This window comes from Arthrobacter senegalensis (assembly GCF_059091765.1).
The window spans coordinates 495,120-508,928 of record NZ_JBNHGZ010000001.1 but is presented as its reverse complement, the minus strand read 5'-3'; the positions used below and the strand labels follow the sequence as shown (position 1 = coordinate 508,928).

At 69.3% G+C, this 13,809-nt stretch carries 15 protein-coding genes; 9 read left to right on the top strand and 6 right to left on the bottom strand.

The features are described 5' to 3' along the window. Positions 1-4: 4 nt before the first annotated feature. Positions 5-874, bottom strand: coding sequence for a glutamate ABC transporter substrate-binding protein (locus AC5RVG_RS02300; protein ID WP_494012572.1), 870 nt, complete (start codon positions 872-874; stop codon positions 5-7). 52 nt (positions 875-926) lie between these two features. After that, positions 927-1,745, bottom strand: a complete 819-nt coding sequence (locus AC5RVG_RS02295; RefSeq protein WP_494012571.1) for an amino acid ABC transporter ATP-binding protein — start codon at positions 1,743-1,745, stop codon at positions 927-929. 163 nt (positions 1,746-1,908) lie between these two features. Between AC5RVG_RS02295 and AC5RVG_RS02290 the strand changes: the two genes are divergently transcribed. From AC5RVG_RS02290 to AC5RVG_RS02270, 5 genes are all read left to right on the top strand, one after another. Further along, positions 1,909-2,691: an LOG family protein gene (locus tag AC5RVG_RS02290; RefSeq protein WP_494000294.1), complete on the top strand. Its 783-nt coding sequence runs from the start codon at positions 1,909-1,911 to the stop codon at positions 2,689-2,691. A gap of 34 nt (positions 2,692-2,725) precedes the next feature. Then, entirely contained in the window at positions 2,726-3,118 is a 393-nt protein-coding gene (locus AC5RVG_RS02285) for a DivIVA domain-containing protein (RefSeq protein ID WP_494012570.1), read from the top strand. Then, positions 3,115-4,359 carry a hypothetical protein gene (locus AC5RVG_RS02280; RefSeq protein ID WP_494012569.1) on the top strand — a complete coding sequence of 415 codons (1,245 nt, stop codon included), beginning with the start codon at positions 3,115-3,117 and terminating at the stop codon, positions 4,357-4,359. Before AC5RVG_RS02285 ends, AC5RVG_RS02280 begins: the two co-directional genes overlap by 4 nt. 174 nt (positions 4,360-4,533) lie before the next feature. After that, on the top strand, positions 4,534-4,713 hold the full coding sequence (locus tag AC5RVG_RS02275) for a DUF3117 domain-containing protein (RefSeq protein WP_493979326.1): 180 nt from the start codon (positions 4,534-4,536) through the stop codon (positions 4,711-4,713). 12 nt (positions 4,714-4,725) lie between these two features. Beyond that, entirely contained in the window at positions 4,726-6,327 is a 1,602-nt protein-coding gene (locus tag AC5RVG_RS02270; protein ID WP_494012568.1) for a leucyl aminopeptidase family protein, read from the top strand. 52 nt (positions 6,328-6,379) lie between these two features. Here AC5RVG_RS02270 and AC5RVG_RS02265 read toward each other — a convergent pair whose 3' ends face one another. Next, positions 6,380-7,012 carry an O-methyltransferase gene (locus AC5RVG_RS02265; protein ID WP_494000290.1) on the bottom strand — a complete coding sequence of 211 codons (633 nt, stop codon included), beginning with the start codon at positions 7,010-7,012 and terminating at the stop codon, positions 6,380-6,382. 298 nt (positions 7,013-7,310) lie between these two features. Between AC5RVG_RS02265 and sigE the strand changes: the two genes are divergently transcribed. The 3 genes from sigE to AC5RVG_RS02250 are packed head-to-tail and all read left to right on the top strand — an operon-like array spanning position 7,311 to position 9,486. Beyond that, on the top strand, positions 7,311-7,913 hold the full coding sequence (gene sigE / locus AC5RVG_RS02260) for an RNA polymerase sigma factor SigE (RefSeq protein WP_494000289.1): 603 nt from the start codon (positions 7,311-7,313) through the stop codon (positions 7,911-7,913). Positions 7,914-7,921: 8 nt separating this feature from the next. Beyond that, on the top strand, positions 7,922-9,034 hold the full coding sequence (locus AC5RVG_RS02255; protein ID WP_494012567.1) for an anti-sigma factor family protein: 1,113 nt from the start codon (positions 7,922-7,924) through the stop codon (positions 9,032-9,034). Positions 9,035-9,063: 29 nt separating this feature from the next. Then, the gene (locus AC5RVG_RS02250) at positions 9,064-9,486 is read left to right on the top strand and encodes a twin-arginine translocase TatA/TatE family subunit (protein WP_494012566.1); all 423 of its coding nucleotides are present in this window, start codon (positions 9,064-9,066) and stop codon (positions 9,484-9,486) included. Positions 9,487-9,548: 62 nt separating this feature from the next. On the opposite strand, the gene AC5RVG_RS02245 is transcribed toward AC5RVG_RS02250, so the two are convergent. The 3 genes from AC5RVG_RS02245 to AC5RVG_RS02235 are packed head-to-tail and all read right to left on the bottom strand — an operon-like array spanning position 9,549 to position 12,573. Further along, positions 9,549-10,700 (bottom strand): Mrp/NBP35 family ATP-binding protein, encoded by a 1,152-nt coding sequence (locus AC5RVG_RS02245; RefSeq protein WP_494012565.1) that lies wholly within the window; start codon positions 10,698-10,700, stop codon positions 9,549-9,551. A gap of 3 nt (positions 10,701-10,703) precedes the next feature. Continuing rightward, positions 10,704-11,303 (bottom strand): DUF1003 domain-containing protein, encoded by a 600-nt coding sequence (locus tag AC5RVG_RS02240; RefSeq protein ID WP_494000285.1) that lies wholly within the window; start codon positions 11,301-11,303, stop codon positions 10,704-10,706. After that, entirely contained in the window at positions 11,296-12,573 is a 1,278-nt protein-coding gene (locus AC5RVG_RS02235) for a magnesium transporter MgtE N-terminal domain-containing protein (protein ID WP_494012564.1), read from the bottom strand. The genes AC5RVG_RS02240 and AC5RVG_RS02235 overlap by 8 nt, the downstream gene beginning before the upstream one ends. Before the next feature lie 164 nt (positions 12,574-12,737). Between AC5RVG_RS02235 and AC5RVG_RS02230 the strand changes: the two genes are divergently transcribed. Beyond that, the gene (locus AC5RVG_RS02230; RefSeq protein ID WP_494012563.1) at positions 12,738-13,721 is read left to right on the top strand and encodes a YflT domain-containing protein; all 984 of its coding nucleotides are present in this window, start codon (positions 12,738-12,740) and stop codon (positions 13,719-13,721) included. Positions 13,722-13,809: the final 88 nt, after the last annotated feature.

Genomic DNA, 13,809 nt, shown 5'->3' with positions numbered 1-13,809 from the left:
GGTGCTAGGCGCAGGCTTCGCCCGGCTTCGGCGGGTTCAGGTCCTTGTTGTAGGAGTAATCCACACCCTCGGTGTTCTTCTTGAGGGCTTCTTCCCAGGCACCTTCCTCGACCATCTTGTTGATGGCTGCGTTGATGTCCGCGCAGAGTTCCGAGCCCTTCGGCAGGCCGACGCCGTAGTTCTCCTCCGAGAACGGGTTGCCGACCACCTTGTACTTGCCGGCGTTGTTCGGCTGCGCCGCGAGTCCGGCCAGGATGATGTCGTCGGTGGTCACCGCGTCGATCTGGCCGCCCTGCATGGCGGTCACGCACTCTGCGTAGCTGGGCCGCTCGACCAGGTTCACTTCGGCGGCGTGCTCGTCCTTGATGCGCTGGGCGGAGGTGGAGCCGGTCACCGAGCAGAGGTTCTTGCCGTTAAGCGCATCCGGGCCGGTGATTTCGGTGTCGTCGGTCCGGACCAGCAGGTCCTGGCCGGCCACGAAGTACGGTCCGGCGAAGTCGACGGTCTGCTTGCGCTCGTCGGTGATGGAGTACGTCGCGAAGATCATGTCCACCTGGTTGTTGGCGAGCATGTTTTCGCGGTTCGCCGAGGGCGACTCGACGAATTCGATCTGGTCCTCCGAGTAGCCCAGCTCGTTGGCCACGTACTTGGCGACATCCACGTCGAAGCCGCTGAACTTGCCGCCGGAGGAAAAGCCCAGGCCCGGCTGGTCGTACTTGATGCCGATACGGATGCCTTCGCCGCCGCCTTCGCCGCCGCCGGCAGTCTCGCCGCCGCCTCCGCCGCCTGTGCCGCCGCCGCCGCCGCCGCAGGCGGACAGCACGAGCGCGGCTCCGGCTGCCATGGCAGCCATTCCATAACGGGTCTTTCGCATGTTTTCTCCTTGCGTTGTCGGCCCTCCGTCAGTGAAGGGCCAGGTGTGGGGGTCAGTGTTCGAGGATCTTGCCCAGGAAGTCCTTGGCGCGGGTGCTCTTCGGGTTGGTGAAGAATTCTTCCGGGGTGGCCTGCTCCACGATCTGGCCGTCGGCCATGAAGAGCACGCGGTCCGCCGCCTTGCGGGCAAAGCCCATCTCGTGCGTGACCACGATCATGGTCATGCCTTCGCTGGCCAACTGCACCATGGTGTCGAGCACTTCGTTGATCATTTCCGGATCCAGTGCCGAGGTGGGCTCGTCGAAGAGCATCACCTTCGGTTTCATCGCCAGGGCCCGGGCAATCGCCACGCGCTGCTGCTGGCCGCCGGAGAGCTGGGCCGGCAGCTTTTGCGACTGGTTGGCCACGCCGACGCGCTCGAGCAGGCTCATGGCCAGCTCCTTGGCCTCGGACTGCTTCATCCCCTTGACCTTGATCGGTCCCAGGGTGACGTTCTCCAAGATCGATTTGTGGGCAAAAAGGTTGAAGGACTGGAACACCATGCCGACGTCGGCCCGCAGCTTGGCCAGGGCCTTGCCCTCGGCCGGCATCTTCTCGCCGTCGATCAGGATTTCGCCGTCGTCGATGGTCTCCAGGCGGTTGATCGCCCGGCAGAGGGTGGACTTGCCGGAACCCGACGGCCCGATCACGACCACCACTTCGCCCTTGGTGACCTCCAGGTTGATGTCCTGCAGCACATGGAGGGATCCGAAGTGCTTGTTGACGTTCTTCAGGGACACCAGCGGCTGACCCGCCGGCGCGGCGGATGTGGCTCGGGTTGCCGCCGCAGGAGCAGCAGGCGGCGTTTTACTGTGCGATGCGTCACTGGTCATGGAACGAATCTAGCGAAAGATTCCCTTCAAGCAATGCATTCGCGACCGAACCGCCGGAATCGTGATTTAAGAGCAACCTGCGCCCCGGACCGCGTGGGGGCCGAATTGCCACCGAAACGGCGGAAACCGCCACGGATGGCCGCCGGATCTGTAGCCTTGGGAAATGACAAACCAGCAAGACATCCCGCTCCCGTCGCAACTTCCGGGCGCACCGAAAACCCGTTTCAAGGGGCCGGTGGAGCTGCGGCGCAGCCAGGCGGACATCCCGCAGGCCGACCAGTACCTGCTGGACACCAAGGACCGGGCGGAATTTACGCACACGGATCCTTGGCGCGTGCTGCGGATCCAGAGCGAATTCGTCGAAGGGTTCGGCACCCTGGCCGACCTCGGCCCGGCGATCAGCGTGTTCGGTTCGGCCCGCACCCGGCAGGGAAGCAAGCACTACGCCATCGCCGAGGAGATCGGGCAGCTGCTGGTCCGGCATAATTTCGCGGTCATCACCGGCGGCGGCCCCGGTTCCATGGAGGCGGCCAACAAGGGCGCCAGCGAGGCCGGCGGCGTCTCGGTCGGGCTGGGCATCGAACTGCCGTTCGAGCAGGGGCTCAACAACTGGGTGGACCTGGGCATCAACTTCCGGTATTTCTTCGCCCGCAAGACGATGTTCGTCAAGTACGCGCAGGGGTTCATCGTGCTCCCCGGCGGGCTTGGCACGCTCGACGAGCTGTTCGAAGCCATGGTGCTGGTCCAGACGAAGAAGGTGACGTCCTTCCCGATCGTCCTGGTGGGCACGGCATTCTGGTCGCCGCTGATCGACTGGATCCGCAACACGCTCCTGGCCGAAGCGATGATCGCGGAGGCCGATCTGGACCTGGTCAGCGTGGTGGACACGGCCGAGGAAGCAGTCGAGCAGGTCATCTCCGGGCTGTCCGCCCGCTCCGGATTTTGACCCGGCGCGACGTCCTCTCTGGCACGATGGTGCTGTGAGCGCATTCCTGGTTTTCCTTGCCATCGCCGTTGCAGGTGCGGCCGCTGTCGCCGCGTCGGGCTGGCGGGGCCGGAGGAAGGCTGCCGCCGCCGGCGCGGGCGGCGAGAGTGACGGCACCGGATGGGAGCGCGGGCACGTGGCCGCGCTCCAGGGCCTGAGCGAGCATGAGGCGCGGCTGCCGGCGGTTTTGCTGCCTGAACACCCCCGTGCCGAAGACCTGGACAGCGTCCGGTTTTCCACCGCCCTGCGGGGCTACCGGATGGACCAGGTGGACGAAGTGCTGGACGTCCTGCGGGCCGAGCTGGGAGCCAAGGAGCGCCTGATCCGGCAACTGAGCCACGAACAGCCGCAGCCCGACGGCGGTGCCCACCCGGCGCGGGAAGGATGACGGGGGTGCAGGACCGCCTTCCGCGCACGCGCGTGCTTCGGGAGGCCGTGCACGCGGAGCTTTCCTTCTGGCGCCGACGGATCTCCGGGTGGCCGTGGTGGGTCCAGGTCTGCGTGCTTTACGCCCTTTCCCGGGTGTATTCGCTGCTGGTCTTCCTCGCGGTGGCACGCCAGCAGGGGCCGAATCCGTGGACCGGACCGCACCCCGACTATCTGTCCTTCATCGGAATTTGGGACAGCGCCTGGTACGAGCAGGTCTACCGGGAGGGGTATCCCGCCGATATTCCCCGCGGCCAGGACGGGCGGGTCGACGAGAACCAGTGGGCGTTCTACGCGCTTTTCCCCGGCATCGTCCGCATCCTGGCGGCGGCCACCGGGTTGGGGTGGCAGTTGCTGGCACCGCTGGTTGCGACCCTCGCCGGTTTTGCCGCCGTGCTGCTCATCTACAAACTTTTCCGTCGCTACGCCCCCCACGGCACCGCGCTGTGGGCCGTGGTCTTCGTGGCGGTCTTTCCGGTCTCGCCGATCCTCCAGGTGCCCTACGCCGAATCGCTGAACTTGGCGCTGCTGGCGGCGGCGCTGCTGCTGCTGGTGCGGCGGAAGTACCTGCTGGCGATTCCCGTCGTCGTGCTGATGTGCCTCTCCCGGCCGGTCGGCGTGCCGTTCGCGGCGCTCGCCGGCCTTCACCTGCTGTGGCGGATCAGGCAGCGCCGCACCGATCCGCTGCAGACCCCGGAATTCCTCCGCGCGGCAGCGCTGGCGCTGGTCAGCTGTGCCGCGGCCCTCGCCTGGCCGGTGCTGGCGTGGTCGGTCACGGGCGAGATGACCGCGTACACCGATACCGAGACAGCCTGGCGGGGCGAGGCCCTGATCCTGTTCAAGCCGTGGTTCGACATGGGCGTGAACCTTTTCGGGCTGTTGGGCGGAATGGCCGCCCCGCTGCTGCTGGTGGCCGCGGCGGCCGGGGTCCTGTGCTCCCCGCCTGCCCGGAAGATGGGGGCGGACCTGAGGCTGTGGTGCGCCTGCTACCTGGGCTACCTGCTTGCCTTTCTGCATCCGCAGACCAGCACCTTCCGGCTGTTGCTTCCGCTCTTCCCGCTGGCCCTGGCGGCGGCCTTGGTATCACGCAGCCGGGCGTACCGCGCGTGCCTGGCAGTGATGTTCCTGGCCGGGCAGATTGTCTGGGTGACCTGGCTCTGGTCCTGGGCCGAACTGCCCGGCGGCGGGGACTATCCGCCCTAGCGGCGGCCGGCGCCGGTGCGCCCCGTGTCGCGCAAATTAGCACCCGGTTGTGATGTACGCGATAATGGGTAGTGGTTGGACATGGCGGCCGGGCAACTGAAGGGCCGCCGATGTGAGGTTGGCGGGCAGGGCGATCACCGATCGGGCTGCCCCATGGCGGAAGGGAATTCCCAGATGGCTGCGATGAAACCGCGTACCGGTGACGGTCCGATGGAAGTGACCAAGGAGGGGCGAAGCCTCATCCTGCGGGTGCCCATCGACGGCGGCGGGCGTCTGGTGCTCGAACTGAACGCCGAAGAAGCCGGCAACCTCAAGGACTGCCTGCTCGGCGTCACCAGCGACGTGGCAGGCTAGGAACCGTTTGCTGTGAGCCACGTTCCCTCCACCGCAGAGGAACAAACCGCCCGTCATCTGGAGCAGGCCCTGGTTGAACCGCAGATGGCGCGCGTCCAAGCCCTTCCGGCCCTCGGCCGCGGACGGTCTCCGGCCGAGGGCGCCGGGGATGTCACGGTGCTGGCGGTCCCCATTGCTGAAGGCGAGGCCAACGTTGAGCGGGCCACGCCGCAGCCGCGCCAGGGTGCCGCCGAGGCGGCAGCCGACTTTGGCGCCGACGTGGCGGCCTTGGCAGAGGTCCACGGGATTGCCGGTAAGGCCGGCGAAGTGCTGGCGGTGCCGGCGCCGCCAGGCTCCGCCCGGCTGCCGGAGCGTCTGATCTTGATTGGGCTGGGCAGTGGCAGCGCAGCGGAGCTGCGCAAGGCCGGAGCCGCCCTGGCCAGGGCGACGATGGGCACCGACCGGGTGCGCAGCAGCGCCGTCGACGGCCTGCCCGAAGGGCTGCAACAGGCCTTCATCGAGGGGTTCCTGCTGGGCGGCTACCGGCCGCCGCGCGCCGGGACGTCCGCCGCGCCCAAGCCGATGGCCGCGGTGCTGGAACTGACCGGAACCGCGGCGGGGACGGCCGCAACGGCCGCCGCCGGCGCCCGGGCCACGTGGCTGGCACGGGACTTGGCAAACATGCCGTCCAACGTGAAGAGCCCGGAGTGGATGGCCGGCCAGGCCGCGCGCCTCGCCGCGGCCCGCGGCCTGGGCATCCGCACGTGGGACGAGCATCAGCTGGCTGCCGGAGGGTTCGGCGGTCTGCTGGCGGTGGGCTCGGCCTCGCCGACTCCGCCCAGGCTGGTCCAGCTGGACTACACGCCCGCACAGGCCGGCGAGAACACCAGGCACGTTGTCATCGTCGGCAAGGGCATCACCTTCGACACCGGCGGGCTGTCGCTCAAGCCGCGGGAGCCGATGCTGCCGATGAAGACCGACATGGCGGGCGCCGGCGTCGTGCTGGCGGTGCTGGCCGCTGCGGCGGAGCTGCGCGTTCCGCACCGTGTCACGGGCCTGCTCGCCCTGGCCGAGAACGCCATCGGCGCCGACGCCTACCGGCCCGGCGACGTGGTGACCGTCCACGACGGCACAACCGTGGAGATCGGCAACACGGATGCGGAGGGGCGCATGGTGCTGGCCGACGGCCTCTCCTACGCCGCCGCCCGGCTGCAGCCTGACGTCCTGGTGGATATCGCTACCCTCACCGGCGCGGCGTCCCTGGGGCTGGGCAGGCAGCATGCGGCACTGTACGGCACCCGGCGGTCCCTGGTGCGCGCGTTCGAAGCCGCGGGGGAGGCAACCGGGGAGCGGGTCTGGCACATGCCGCTGGACGAGGTGGCGGCCGAATACGGCTTCGCGTTGGAATCCGGCATCGCCGACATCTCGCATATCGCGTCCCAGCGCTCGAAGGTTGGCGGGGGATCGATCACTGCAGCGCTGTTCCTGCGCGAATTCACCGGCGCCCTTCCGTGGATCCATCTGGACATCGCCGGCCCCGCCCGGGCAGACTCCGACCGGGCCGAGGTCACGAAGGGCGCCACCGGGTACGGTGCCCGGCTGCTGCTGTCCTTCCTGCGCTCCTACCGCGGCTAGCACCCGGCCGGCGGGTGGCCCGGCGGCCCGCGGGCAGGGCGCCGCGGGTCGGTCAGCGTTTGACGGCCAGCAGCAGTCCCTCGCCGGTCGGCAGGATGGTGGACAGCAGTTGGTCGTTTTCCCGGATGGCCTTGCCGACCTTGCGCAGCGTGGTGGTGGATTCTTCGCGGATGGCCGGATCCGAGACCCGGTCGTGGTCCAGGGCGTCGTTGACAATCAGCATGCCGCCGCGCTTGAGCAGCCGGACCGCTTGCTCCACGTACAGCGGATACGAGGGCTTGTCCGCATCGACGAAGACGAGGTCGTAGGCGTTGTCGGTCAGTCGGGGCAGCACGTCGGCCGCGCGGCCGGAGATGGTGCGGGTGCGGTTGCCCGGAATGCCGGCATCGACGAAGGACTGGCGTGCCGCGCGCAGATGGTCGACGTCCGCATCGATGGTGGTCAGTACCGCGGCCGGCGGCAGTCCGCGCAGGAGGCAGACCCCGGAGACACCGGCGCCGGAACCGATTTCCACCACCGTCTGCGCCTTGGTGCCCGCGGCGAGGACGGTCAGGGCCGCGCCGACCCCCCTGCCGACAGCGGCAACGCCCAGTTCATGGGAGCGCTCACGGGCCCGAAGCAAGACGTCATCCTCGGCGGGGAGCCCCTCCGTGTAGGACCAACTCGTCTGCTTGTCGGCACTCATGAAACATCGCTTTCTCTTCAGCTTTTGCGGGAAAACGGCGCAGGGCCGCAGTGCCAAGCCTACTGCCACAGGTGGCGGGTTCAGGCGCGTGCCCCGGGGACGGGACACGCTGCCGCCGGCCGGGTCAGACGGGGACCGGGCTTAGCGGTCTTTGTGCAGCCGGTTTACAGAATTCTCCCAGTCTTTTGCGCCAAGATGGGTACCCGGGACGCCGAAAGCCAGACCGGCAGCACGCAGCCGCATTCCCGGACCCCCAGGAGGTGGGCGGCCGCGGGCGGTCCGACGAAGGGGCACGATAATGACGAAGCTACAGGACGCCGCGTCGAACGCCGCGGCCGGCAACGATCAGTGGGTCGCTCCGACGTGGGAAGAAGTGGTGAGCAACCACTCCGCCAAGGTCTACCGCTTGGCTTTCAGGCTCACGGGAAACCGGTACGACGCCGAAGACCTCACCCAGGAAGTCTTTGTCCGTGTTTTCCGGTCACTGGACAACTTCAAGCCCGGCACGCTGGACGGCTGGCTCCACCGGATCACCACCAACCTCTTCCTGGACCAGGCCCGGCGCAAGAGCCGGATCCGGTTCGATGGACTGAGCGACGAAGCCGAAGCCCGGCTGCCCGGCAAGGATCCCGGCCCCGAGCGCAGCTTCGAATTCAACAACCTGGATATCGATGTCCAGGCCGCGCTGGAAGAGCTGCCGCCGGACTTCCGCGCCGCAGTGGTGCTCTGCGACCTGGAGGGGCTGTCCTATGACGAGGTCTCCGCGGCCCTTGGCGTCAAGCTGGGCACCGTCCGCTCGCGGATCCACCGTGGCCGGACCATGCTCCGGGAAAAGCTGGCGCACCGGGATCCCGCCGAGCGCCCGCGCCTGAAACTGCCGCGCATCGCCGGAGCCCACTGATCGCTGCAATGCTCCACCCGGAAAGAGAGCTGGCGGAGTACCTGGACGGCGAACTCTCCGATGATCGCCGCCCGGCCCTTGAACGCCATCTTCAACGCTGCCGGCGGTGCCGCAAGAGCGTCGACGAATTCCGCCAGATCCAGGACCGCCTGCGCTCGCTGGACGTGCCGCCCCCTGACGACAACCTGACCGCGCGGTTGCTGCGCTGCAGCCGGCCCGGGGCCGCCGGACCGGCCGGGCCTCCGCTCGGCCTCGAAACTTCCGGCACCGCGGAAGACCTGAACTCCCGCGTACCCGCGGGCGGGCGCACCCCCGCGCCGGCCGGTGCCGCCTGCGGCCTCCCGCCCGCCGCCCTCCCTCCCGCCGGCGCCCTTCCTGACGCCTCCGCCGGCGCCGCGGCGGAGGCGTTGCCCGCGCGCAGGCCGGCCAGGCGGTTGCTGGCCGTTGCCGGCGGGGTCCTGGCCGGCTGCGCCGTGCTGACGTTGTCCGCGGCCTTCGTCCTGGGCGGCGAGAGCGGGCCGGCGGACACCGGCCGCGGCCTTGCCACCGGGACGGCCTGGGCGCCGGTGGCCGCTGATGCAGGCGCCGCCCGTCCGGTCGCCCTGGACGGCGCGGCACTCGAGGAGCTGCGGCGCGGCGGCTGGACCTGCCCGCTGCTGCCCGGGCTCGGCTACCGCCTGCAAAGAGCGGAACAGATGGTCGTGGACGGGCAGCCTGCCGTCAGGCTCGAGCTCGGCGACGGCAGCCACCGGGTGACGGTCACCGAGCAACGGCGCGGAGACGGCCGCGCCGGCGGAACGGCCCGGGTGGCTGACTCCGGGCCGCCGGTGAACGCGGCCACGGGCCATCCCGTGACCATGGACGGATTCCGGGAAGTGGCCGGGCTGAACCGCGCGGTGTGGGTGCGCGGCGGCGAGGACTGGACCGTGGTGCTCCACTCCGACGAGGTGACGTACACGTTGTGGTCCGACCTCCCGCTGGCCGAAATGCCGGAGACGGTCAGCCACGTGGTGCTGTCGGAGAACTCCCGCCTGAAGCTGCCGATGCCGTCCCCGGCCGACGATCCGTTCAGCCGGATCGTCCGCGGACTGGGCATGATGGTCAGCCCGCCAAGTGGCTGACCGGCCCGGCGAACGGGTAACCTTCAATCGTGTTTGGAATCAACGGCTCAGAACTGATCATCCTGGCAATTCTTGCCGTGGTGATCCTCGGACCTGAGCGGTTGCCCGAATATGCCGCGCAGCTGGCCAGGTTCGTCAAACAGCTGAAGACCATGGCTGCCGGTGCCAAGGAACAGCTGCGCGAAGAAGTCGGCGACGACATCGTCGACATGGACTGGCGCAAGCTTGATCCGCGGCAATACGACCCTCGGCGGATCATCAAGGAAGCCTTGCTGGACGACGACGAGGCGCCGCGTCCTGCGCCGGCGGCGCCGGCTGTCGCGGCTGCAGCCGCGACCGCGGCAGGCACGGCCGTGTCAACCGGTTCGCGGGCGCCGGCGCGGGCGGCGGCCACGTCCCGCGCGCAGCTGGCCCCGGGTGAGGCAGCGCCGTTCGATACCGAGGCGACCTGACCTCCGGGGCGCATTAGCCACCGGCGCGCCGTTGCGCACGGGGCGTTTCCCCGCCTGTGGCCCTAGCGGGGGGTGACGCCCAGCGTTCGTCCGGCCAGGCCGCGCGGACGCGCCGCCAAGTCGGCCGCAATCCGCCGCAGTTCGGCCGCGGCGCTGCCGGCAACGGAGGCGTCCGCCCCGTCCAGGACGATCGGGCGGCCGGCGTCGCCGCCGGCGCGCAGCCGTGGCTCCAGCGGGATGCTTCCCAGCAGCGGTACCGGCTTCTCCAGCACGGCGGAGAGACGCCCGGCGACGGCAGTTCCGCCGCCGGAGCCGAAGACTTCCATCCTGGATCCGTCCGGCAGCGCCAGCCAGGACATGTTCTCGATGACTCCCGCCACCTGCTGCCCGGTCTGCGCGGCGATGGCGCCGGCGCGTTCCGCCACCTCCGCCGCGGCGCCCTGCGGGGTGGTCACCACCAGGATCTGCGAGGACGGGAGCAGCTGCGCCACCGAGATCGCCACGTCCCCGGTGCCCGGAGGCAGGTCCAGGAACAGCGCATCCAGGTCGCCGAAATAGACGTCGGTGAGGAACTGCTCCAGGGCCCGGTGCAGCATGGGACCGCGCCAGGCCACCGGCTTGTTGCCTGAGACGAACATGCCGATCGAGATGACCTTCACGCCGTAGGCCACCGGCGGCAGGATCATCTCGTCCACCCGGGTGGGGGCCTGCGTGATGCCCAGCAGCCCGGGAACCGAGAAACCGTAGACATCGGCGTCGATGATGCCCACGCGCAAACCCTGGGCGGCCATGGCGCACGCGAGGTTGACGGTGACGCTCGACTTGCCCACCCCGCCCTTGCCGCTCGCCACGGCATAGATGCGGGTGAGCGAGGACGGATCAGCGAACGGATTGCCGCGGCCGGCACCGCGCAGCTGCTCCTTGAGCGCGTCGCGCTGCTGCGGCGTCATCACGTCCAGCTCCACCGCCACCCCGGAAACGCCCGGGACGGCAGCCAGGGCGTGCTCGATGTCGGCGGTGATGGTGCCGCGCAGCGGGCAGCCCGAGATGGTGAGCAGCACGCCGACGGTGACCCGTCCGGCGTCGTCAATCCGGACGTCCTTGAGCATGCCCAGCTCCGCGAGGGGCCGGCGCAGCTCCGGATCGATCACGGTTCCCAGTGCGCGCCGTACGGAGGCCGGGTCCGGGTGTTGCGACGGGTGTGGATCAGTCATGCATCAGTTCTCCTGGCCGCCGTGCTGGACGGGCGGCAGCTTGGGCAGCGAGGTGGTGGCATCGGAGGAACGGCGCCGGCCGCGGCGGCGTTCGTCCGCGGACTCGTCGTCCAACAGTTCTTCCAGCACCGAGCGTAGCTCGCTCCGGACGAAGTCACGCGTGGCCACTTCGCGGATGGCGATCCGCAGCGCGGCCAGTTCGCGGGTCAGGTACTCGGTGTCCGCCAGATTGCGTTCGGCCCGCTGGCGGTCCTGCTGCAGCGAGACCTTGTCCCGGTCGTCCTGGCGGTTCTGCGCCAACAGCAGCAGCGGAGCGGCGTAGGAGGCCTGCAGCGAGAGCATCAGGGTCAACGCGGTGAAGCCCAGCGCGGCGCTGTCGAAGCGCAGGTGAGCGGGTCCGAACGTGTTCCAGGCCAGCCAGAGCGCACAGAAGACCGACATCCACATCAGGAACTGCGGGGTGCCCATGAAACGAGCGAAGGACTCCGTGGCCTTGCCGAAATAATCGGGGTTCGGCCGCAACCGGACCAGCAGGCGCGTACGGGTCTCGCGCGGGGTGTCCAGTCCCGCGACCTTGATTTTCCGGTCTGCCTTTTCAGCCAAAGCGTCCACCTCCGCTTACGGGGGAGTCGTCCTGCGCCCGCCAGTCGTCGGGCAGCAGATGGTCCAGCACGTCGTCAACGGTCACGGCGCCGACCAGCCGGCCGGAGCCGTTGACCACTGCCAGGGCATTCAGGTTGTAGGTTGCCAGGGTGCGGGCCACGTCGCTGACATCGGCCTGGTCCAGCACCGGCTCCAGGTCGGTATCCACGATGTTGCCCAGCGCCTCCGGCGGCGGGTAGCGCAGCAGCTGCTGGATGTGGACCACGCCCAGGTATTTCCCGGTGGGGGTCTCCAGCGGCGGCCGGCAGACGAAGATGGCCGACGCCAGGGCCGGCGTGAGCTCTTCGCGGCGCACATGCGCCAGGGCCTCGGCGACCGTGGCTTCCGGGGGCAGGATCACCGGCACCGGGGTCATCATGGAACCGGCGGTGTTTTCCTCATACTCCAGCAGGCGGCGGACGTCCTTTGCTTCTTCCGGCTCCATCAGCTGCAGCAGTTCTTCCTTCTGCTCCTCGGGCAGCTCGGCCAGCAGGTCGGCGGCGTCGTCGGGATCCATCTCCTCCAGCACGACGGCGGCGCGTTCGGCATCCAGCGACGTGAGGATCTGCACCTGGTCGTCGTCCGGCAGCTCCTGGAGCACATCCGCCAGACGGTCGTCCTGCAGCTCGCTCGCGACTTCCAGCCGGCGCTTCTGGGTCATCTCGTGCAGTGCCTCGGCGAAGTCGGCGGGCTTGAGGTCCTCGTGGCTGGCCACGAAGGTAGTGGCCGCCTGCGGTTCGTGCCGGGCGCCCTGGTAGGCCTCGTGCCAGTCCACGATCAGTGTTTCGTTGCGGCGCAGGCTGCGCAGCGGCGACGTCGAATGGCCGCGCCGGACGAAGAGCTGGGACACGTACCAGTCGCCGTCGCGGGACTGTTCCATGCCGATGTCCAGGATGGTGGCGTCGCCGCTGCCGTCGGCGAGCGTGACGCGGCGGTCGAACATCTCGGCGACCACCAGGGTCTCGGCGCCGCGCTGCTCGAACCGGCGCAGGTTGACCAGCCCGGTGCAGATGACCTGCCCGGCGGTGATCGAGGTGATCCGGGTCATGGGGACGAACACGCGTTTCTTTCCGGGGACCTCGACCACCAGGCCGACCACCAGGGGCGGCTTGGCGGGGCCGTAGTCGAGGACGACGACGTCGCGCAGCCGGCCCAGGCGGTCTCCGAGCGGGTCGAAGACGTCCAGGCCGAGCAGCCGGGCTACGAAGACGCGGTTGGTTTTTGTGCTCACCCCTTTAGGCTACGTGCTGGGCCCGGTAATCCGGGATTTGGCGGGCCGGCTGTGCCTTGGTCCGGGCCGCCGCATGGGCGGAGGCTAAGGCAGCGCGGGGGTTCCCACGTTCACCTGAAGCGATACCCAAACCACCGGTTGCGTATATCAGCGACAATGGGGGTATGTCGATGCTTGGCCGTACAGATTCCCGGGACCCCAGCCGTACCCTTCCGCAGGGCGAGTTGATCGGAAACTACCGCTCGTATCTGGATGCCCAGAAGGTGGTGGACTACCTCGCGGACGAGGAATTCCCCGTCCAGCACGTGACCATCGTCGGCAACGACCTGAAGACGGTCGAGCGGGTGACCGGCAAGCTCAGCTATCCCCGGGTTGCCCTCTCCGGCGCGGCCACCGGCGCCTGGTTCGGCCTGTTCGTCGGCTTGCTGCTGATGCTCTTCGGCGGCGGCGAAACGTTCGTGCTGCTGATCTCGTCGATGGCCATGGGCGCGGCCTTCTGGATACTGTTCGGCATCATTTCCTACGCGCTGCAGCGCGGCAAGCGGGACTTTACCTCCACCAACCAGGTGATCGCCACCAGCTATGACGTGGTGGTCTCCACCGAGGTGGCACACGAGGCCCGGCGGTTGGCCGCGCAGCTGCCGATGGCCGGGACCGCGGTTCCCGGCCGCCCGGCAAACCACGGGCAGGGGCACGTCGGGCCGCAGCCGCCTGCCGGGTATGGCCAGCAGCCTCCTGCGGGCCAGCAGCCGCAGGCCCCGGAGCGGCCGGCCCAGTGGGGCGAGGACCCGTACCGCCAGGGCGGCGTCCAAGGACAGCAGCCCCAGCCCGGCCCGCCCGACGCGGCCCAGCCCGGGGTGCCGGGCCAGCCCGTGCGCGGGCGCTTTCCGGACCTGCCCGACGGCCGGCCGCAGTACGGGATCCGCGTTACTCCGGAGCAGCCCGCCCAGCCCCAGCAGTCCGACGGGCCCCAGAACGGCTCCAGCCAGCAGGCCGACGGGCCCCAGAACGGCTCCGGCCCGCAGACCGGCAGCGTCTCCGAGCCCGACGGCGGCACGCCGGCCGGCGGGAGCCAGCCGGGCGCCGGCCCTCGGGCCGGCGAGGGGAACCCGGACTCCTTCAACGACGACGACCGGCCCGGCACCTAGCCGCTTGCCACCGGCGCCCCGCAGGATGAACCGCCCGCACGACGAACGGGCACCGTGCGAGGCCCCGCATTATGCACGCACCATAAAC

Coding starts and splice junctions, on each gene's coding strand:
- AC5RVG_RS02300 (WP_494012572.1), bottom strand. CDS start 874: ATGCGAAAGACCCGTTATGGAATGGCTGCCATGGCAGCCGGAGCCGCG.
- AC5RVG_RS02295 (WP_494012571.1), bottom strand. CDS start 1,745: ATGACCAGTGACGCATCGCACAGTAAAACGCCGCCTGCTGCTCCTGCG.
- AC5RVG_RS02290 (WP_494000294.1), top strand. CDS start 1,909: ATGACAAACCAGCAAGACATCCCGCTCCCGTCGCAACTTCCGGGCGCA.
- AC5RVG_RS02280 (WP_494012569.1), top strand. CDS start 3,115: ATGACGGGGGTGCAGGACCGCCTTCCGCGCACGCGCGTGCTTCGGGAG.
- AC5RVG_RS02275 (WP_493979326.1), top strand. CDS start 4,534: ATGGCTGCGATGAAACCGCGTACCGGTGACGGTCCGATGGAAGTGACC.
- AC5RVG_RS02265 (WP_494000290.1), bottom strand. CDS start 7,012: ATGAGTGCCGACAAGCAGACGAGTTGGTCCTACACGGAGGGGCTCCCC.
- sigE (WP_494000289.1), top strand. CDS start 7,311: ATGACGAAGCTACAGGACGCCGCGTCGAACGCCGCGGCCGGCAACGAT.
- AC5RVG_RS02255 (WP_494012567.1), top strand. CDS start 7,922: ATGCTCCACCCGGAAAGAGAGCTGGCGGAGTACCTGGACGGCGAACTC.
- AC5RVG_RS02245 (WP_494012565.1), bottom strand. CDS start 10,700: ATGACTGATCCACACCCGTCGCAACACCCGGACCCGGCCTCCGTACGG.
- AC5RVG_RS02230 (WP_494012563.1), top strand. CDS start 12,738: ATGTCGATGCTTGGCCGTACAGATTCCCGGGACCCCAGCCGTACCCTT.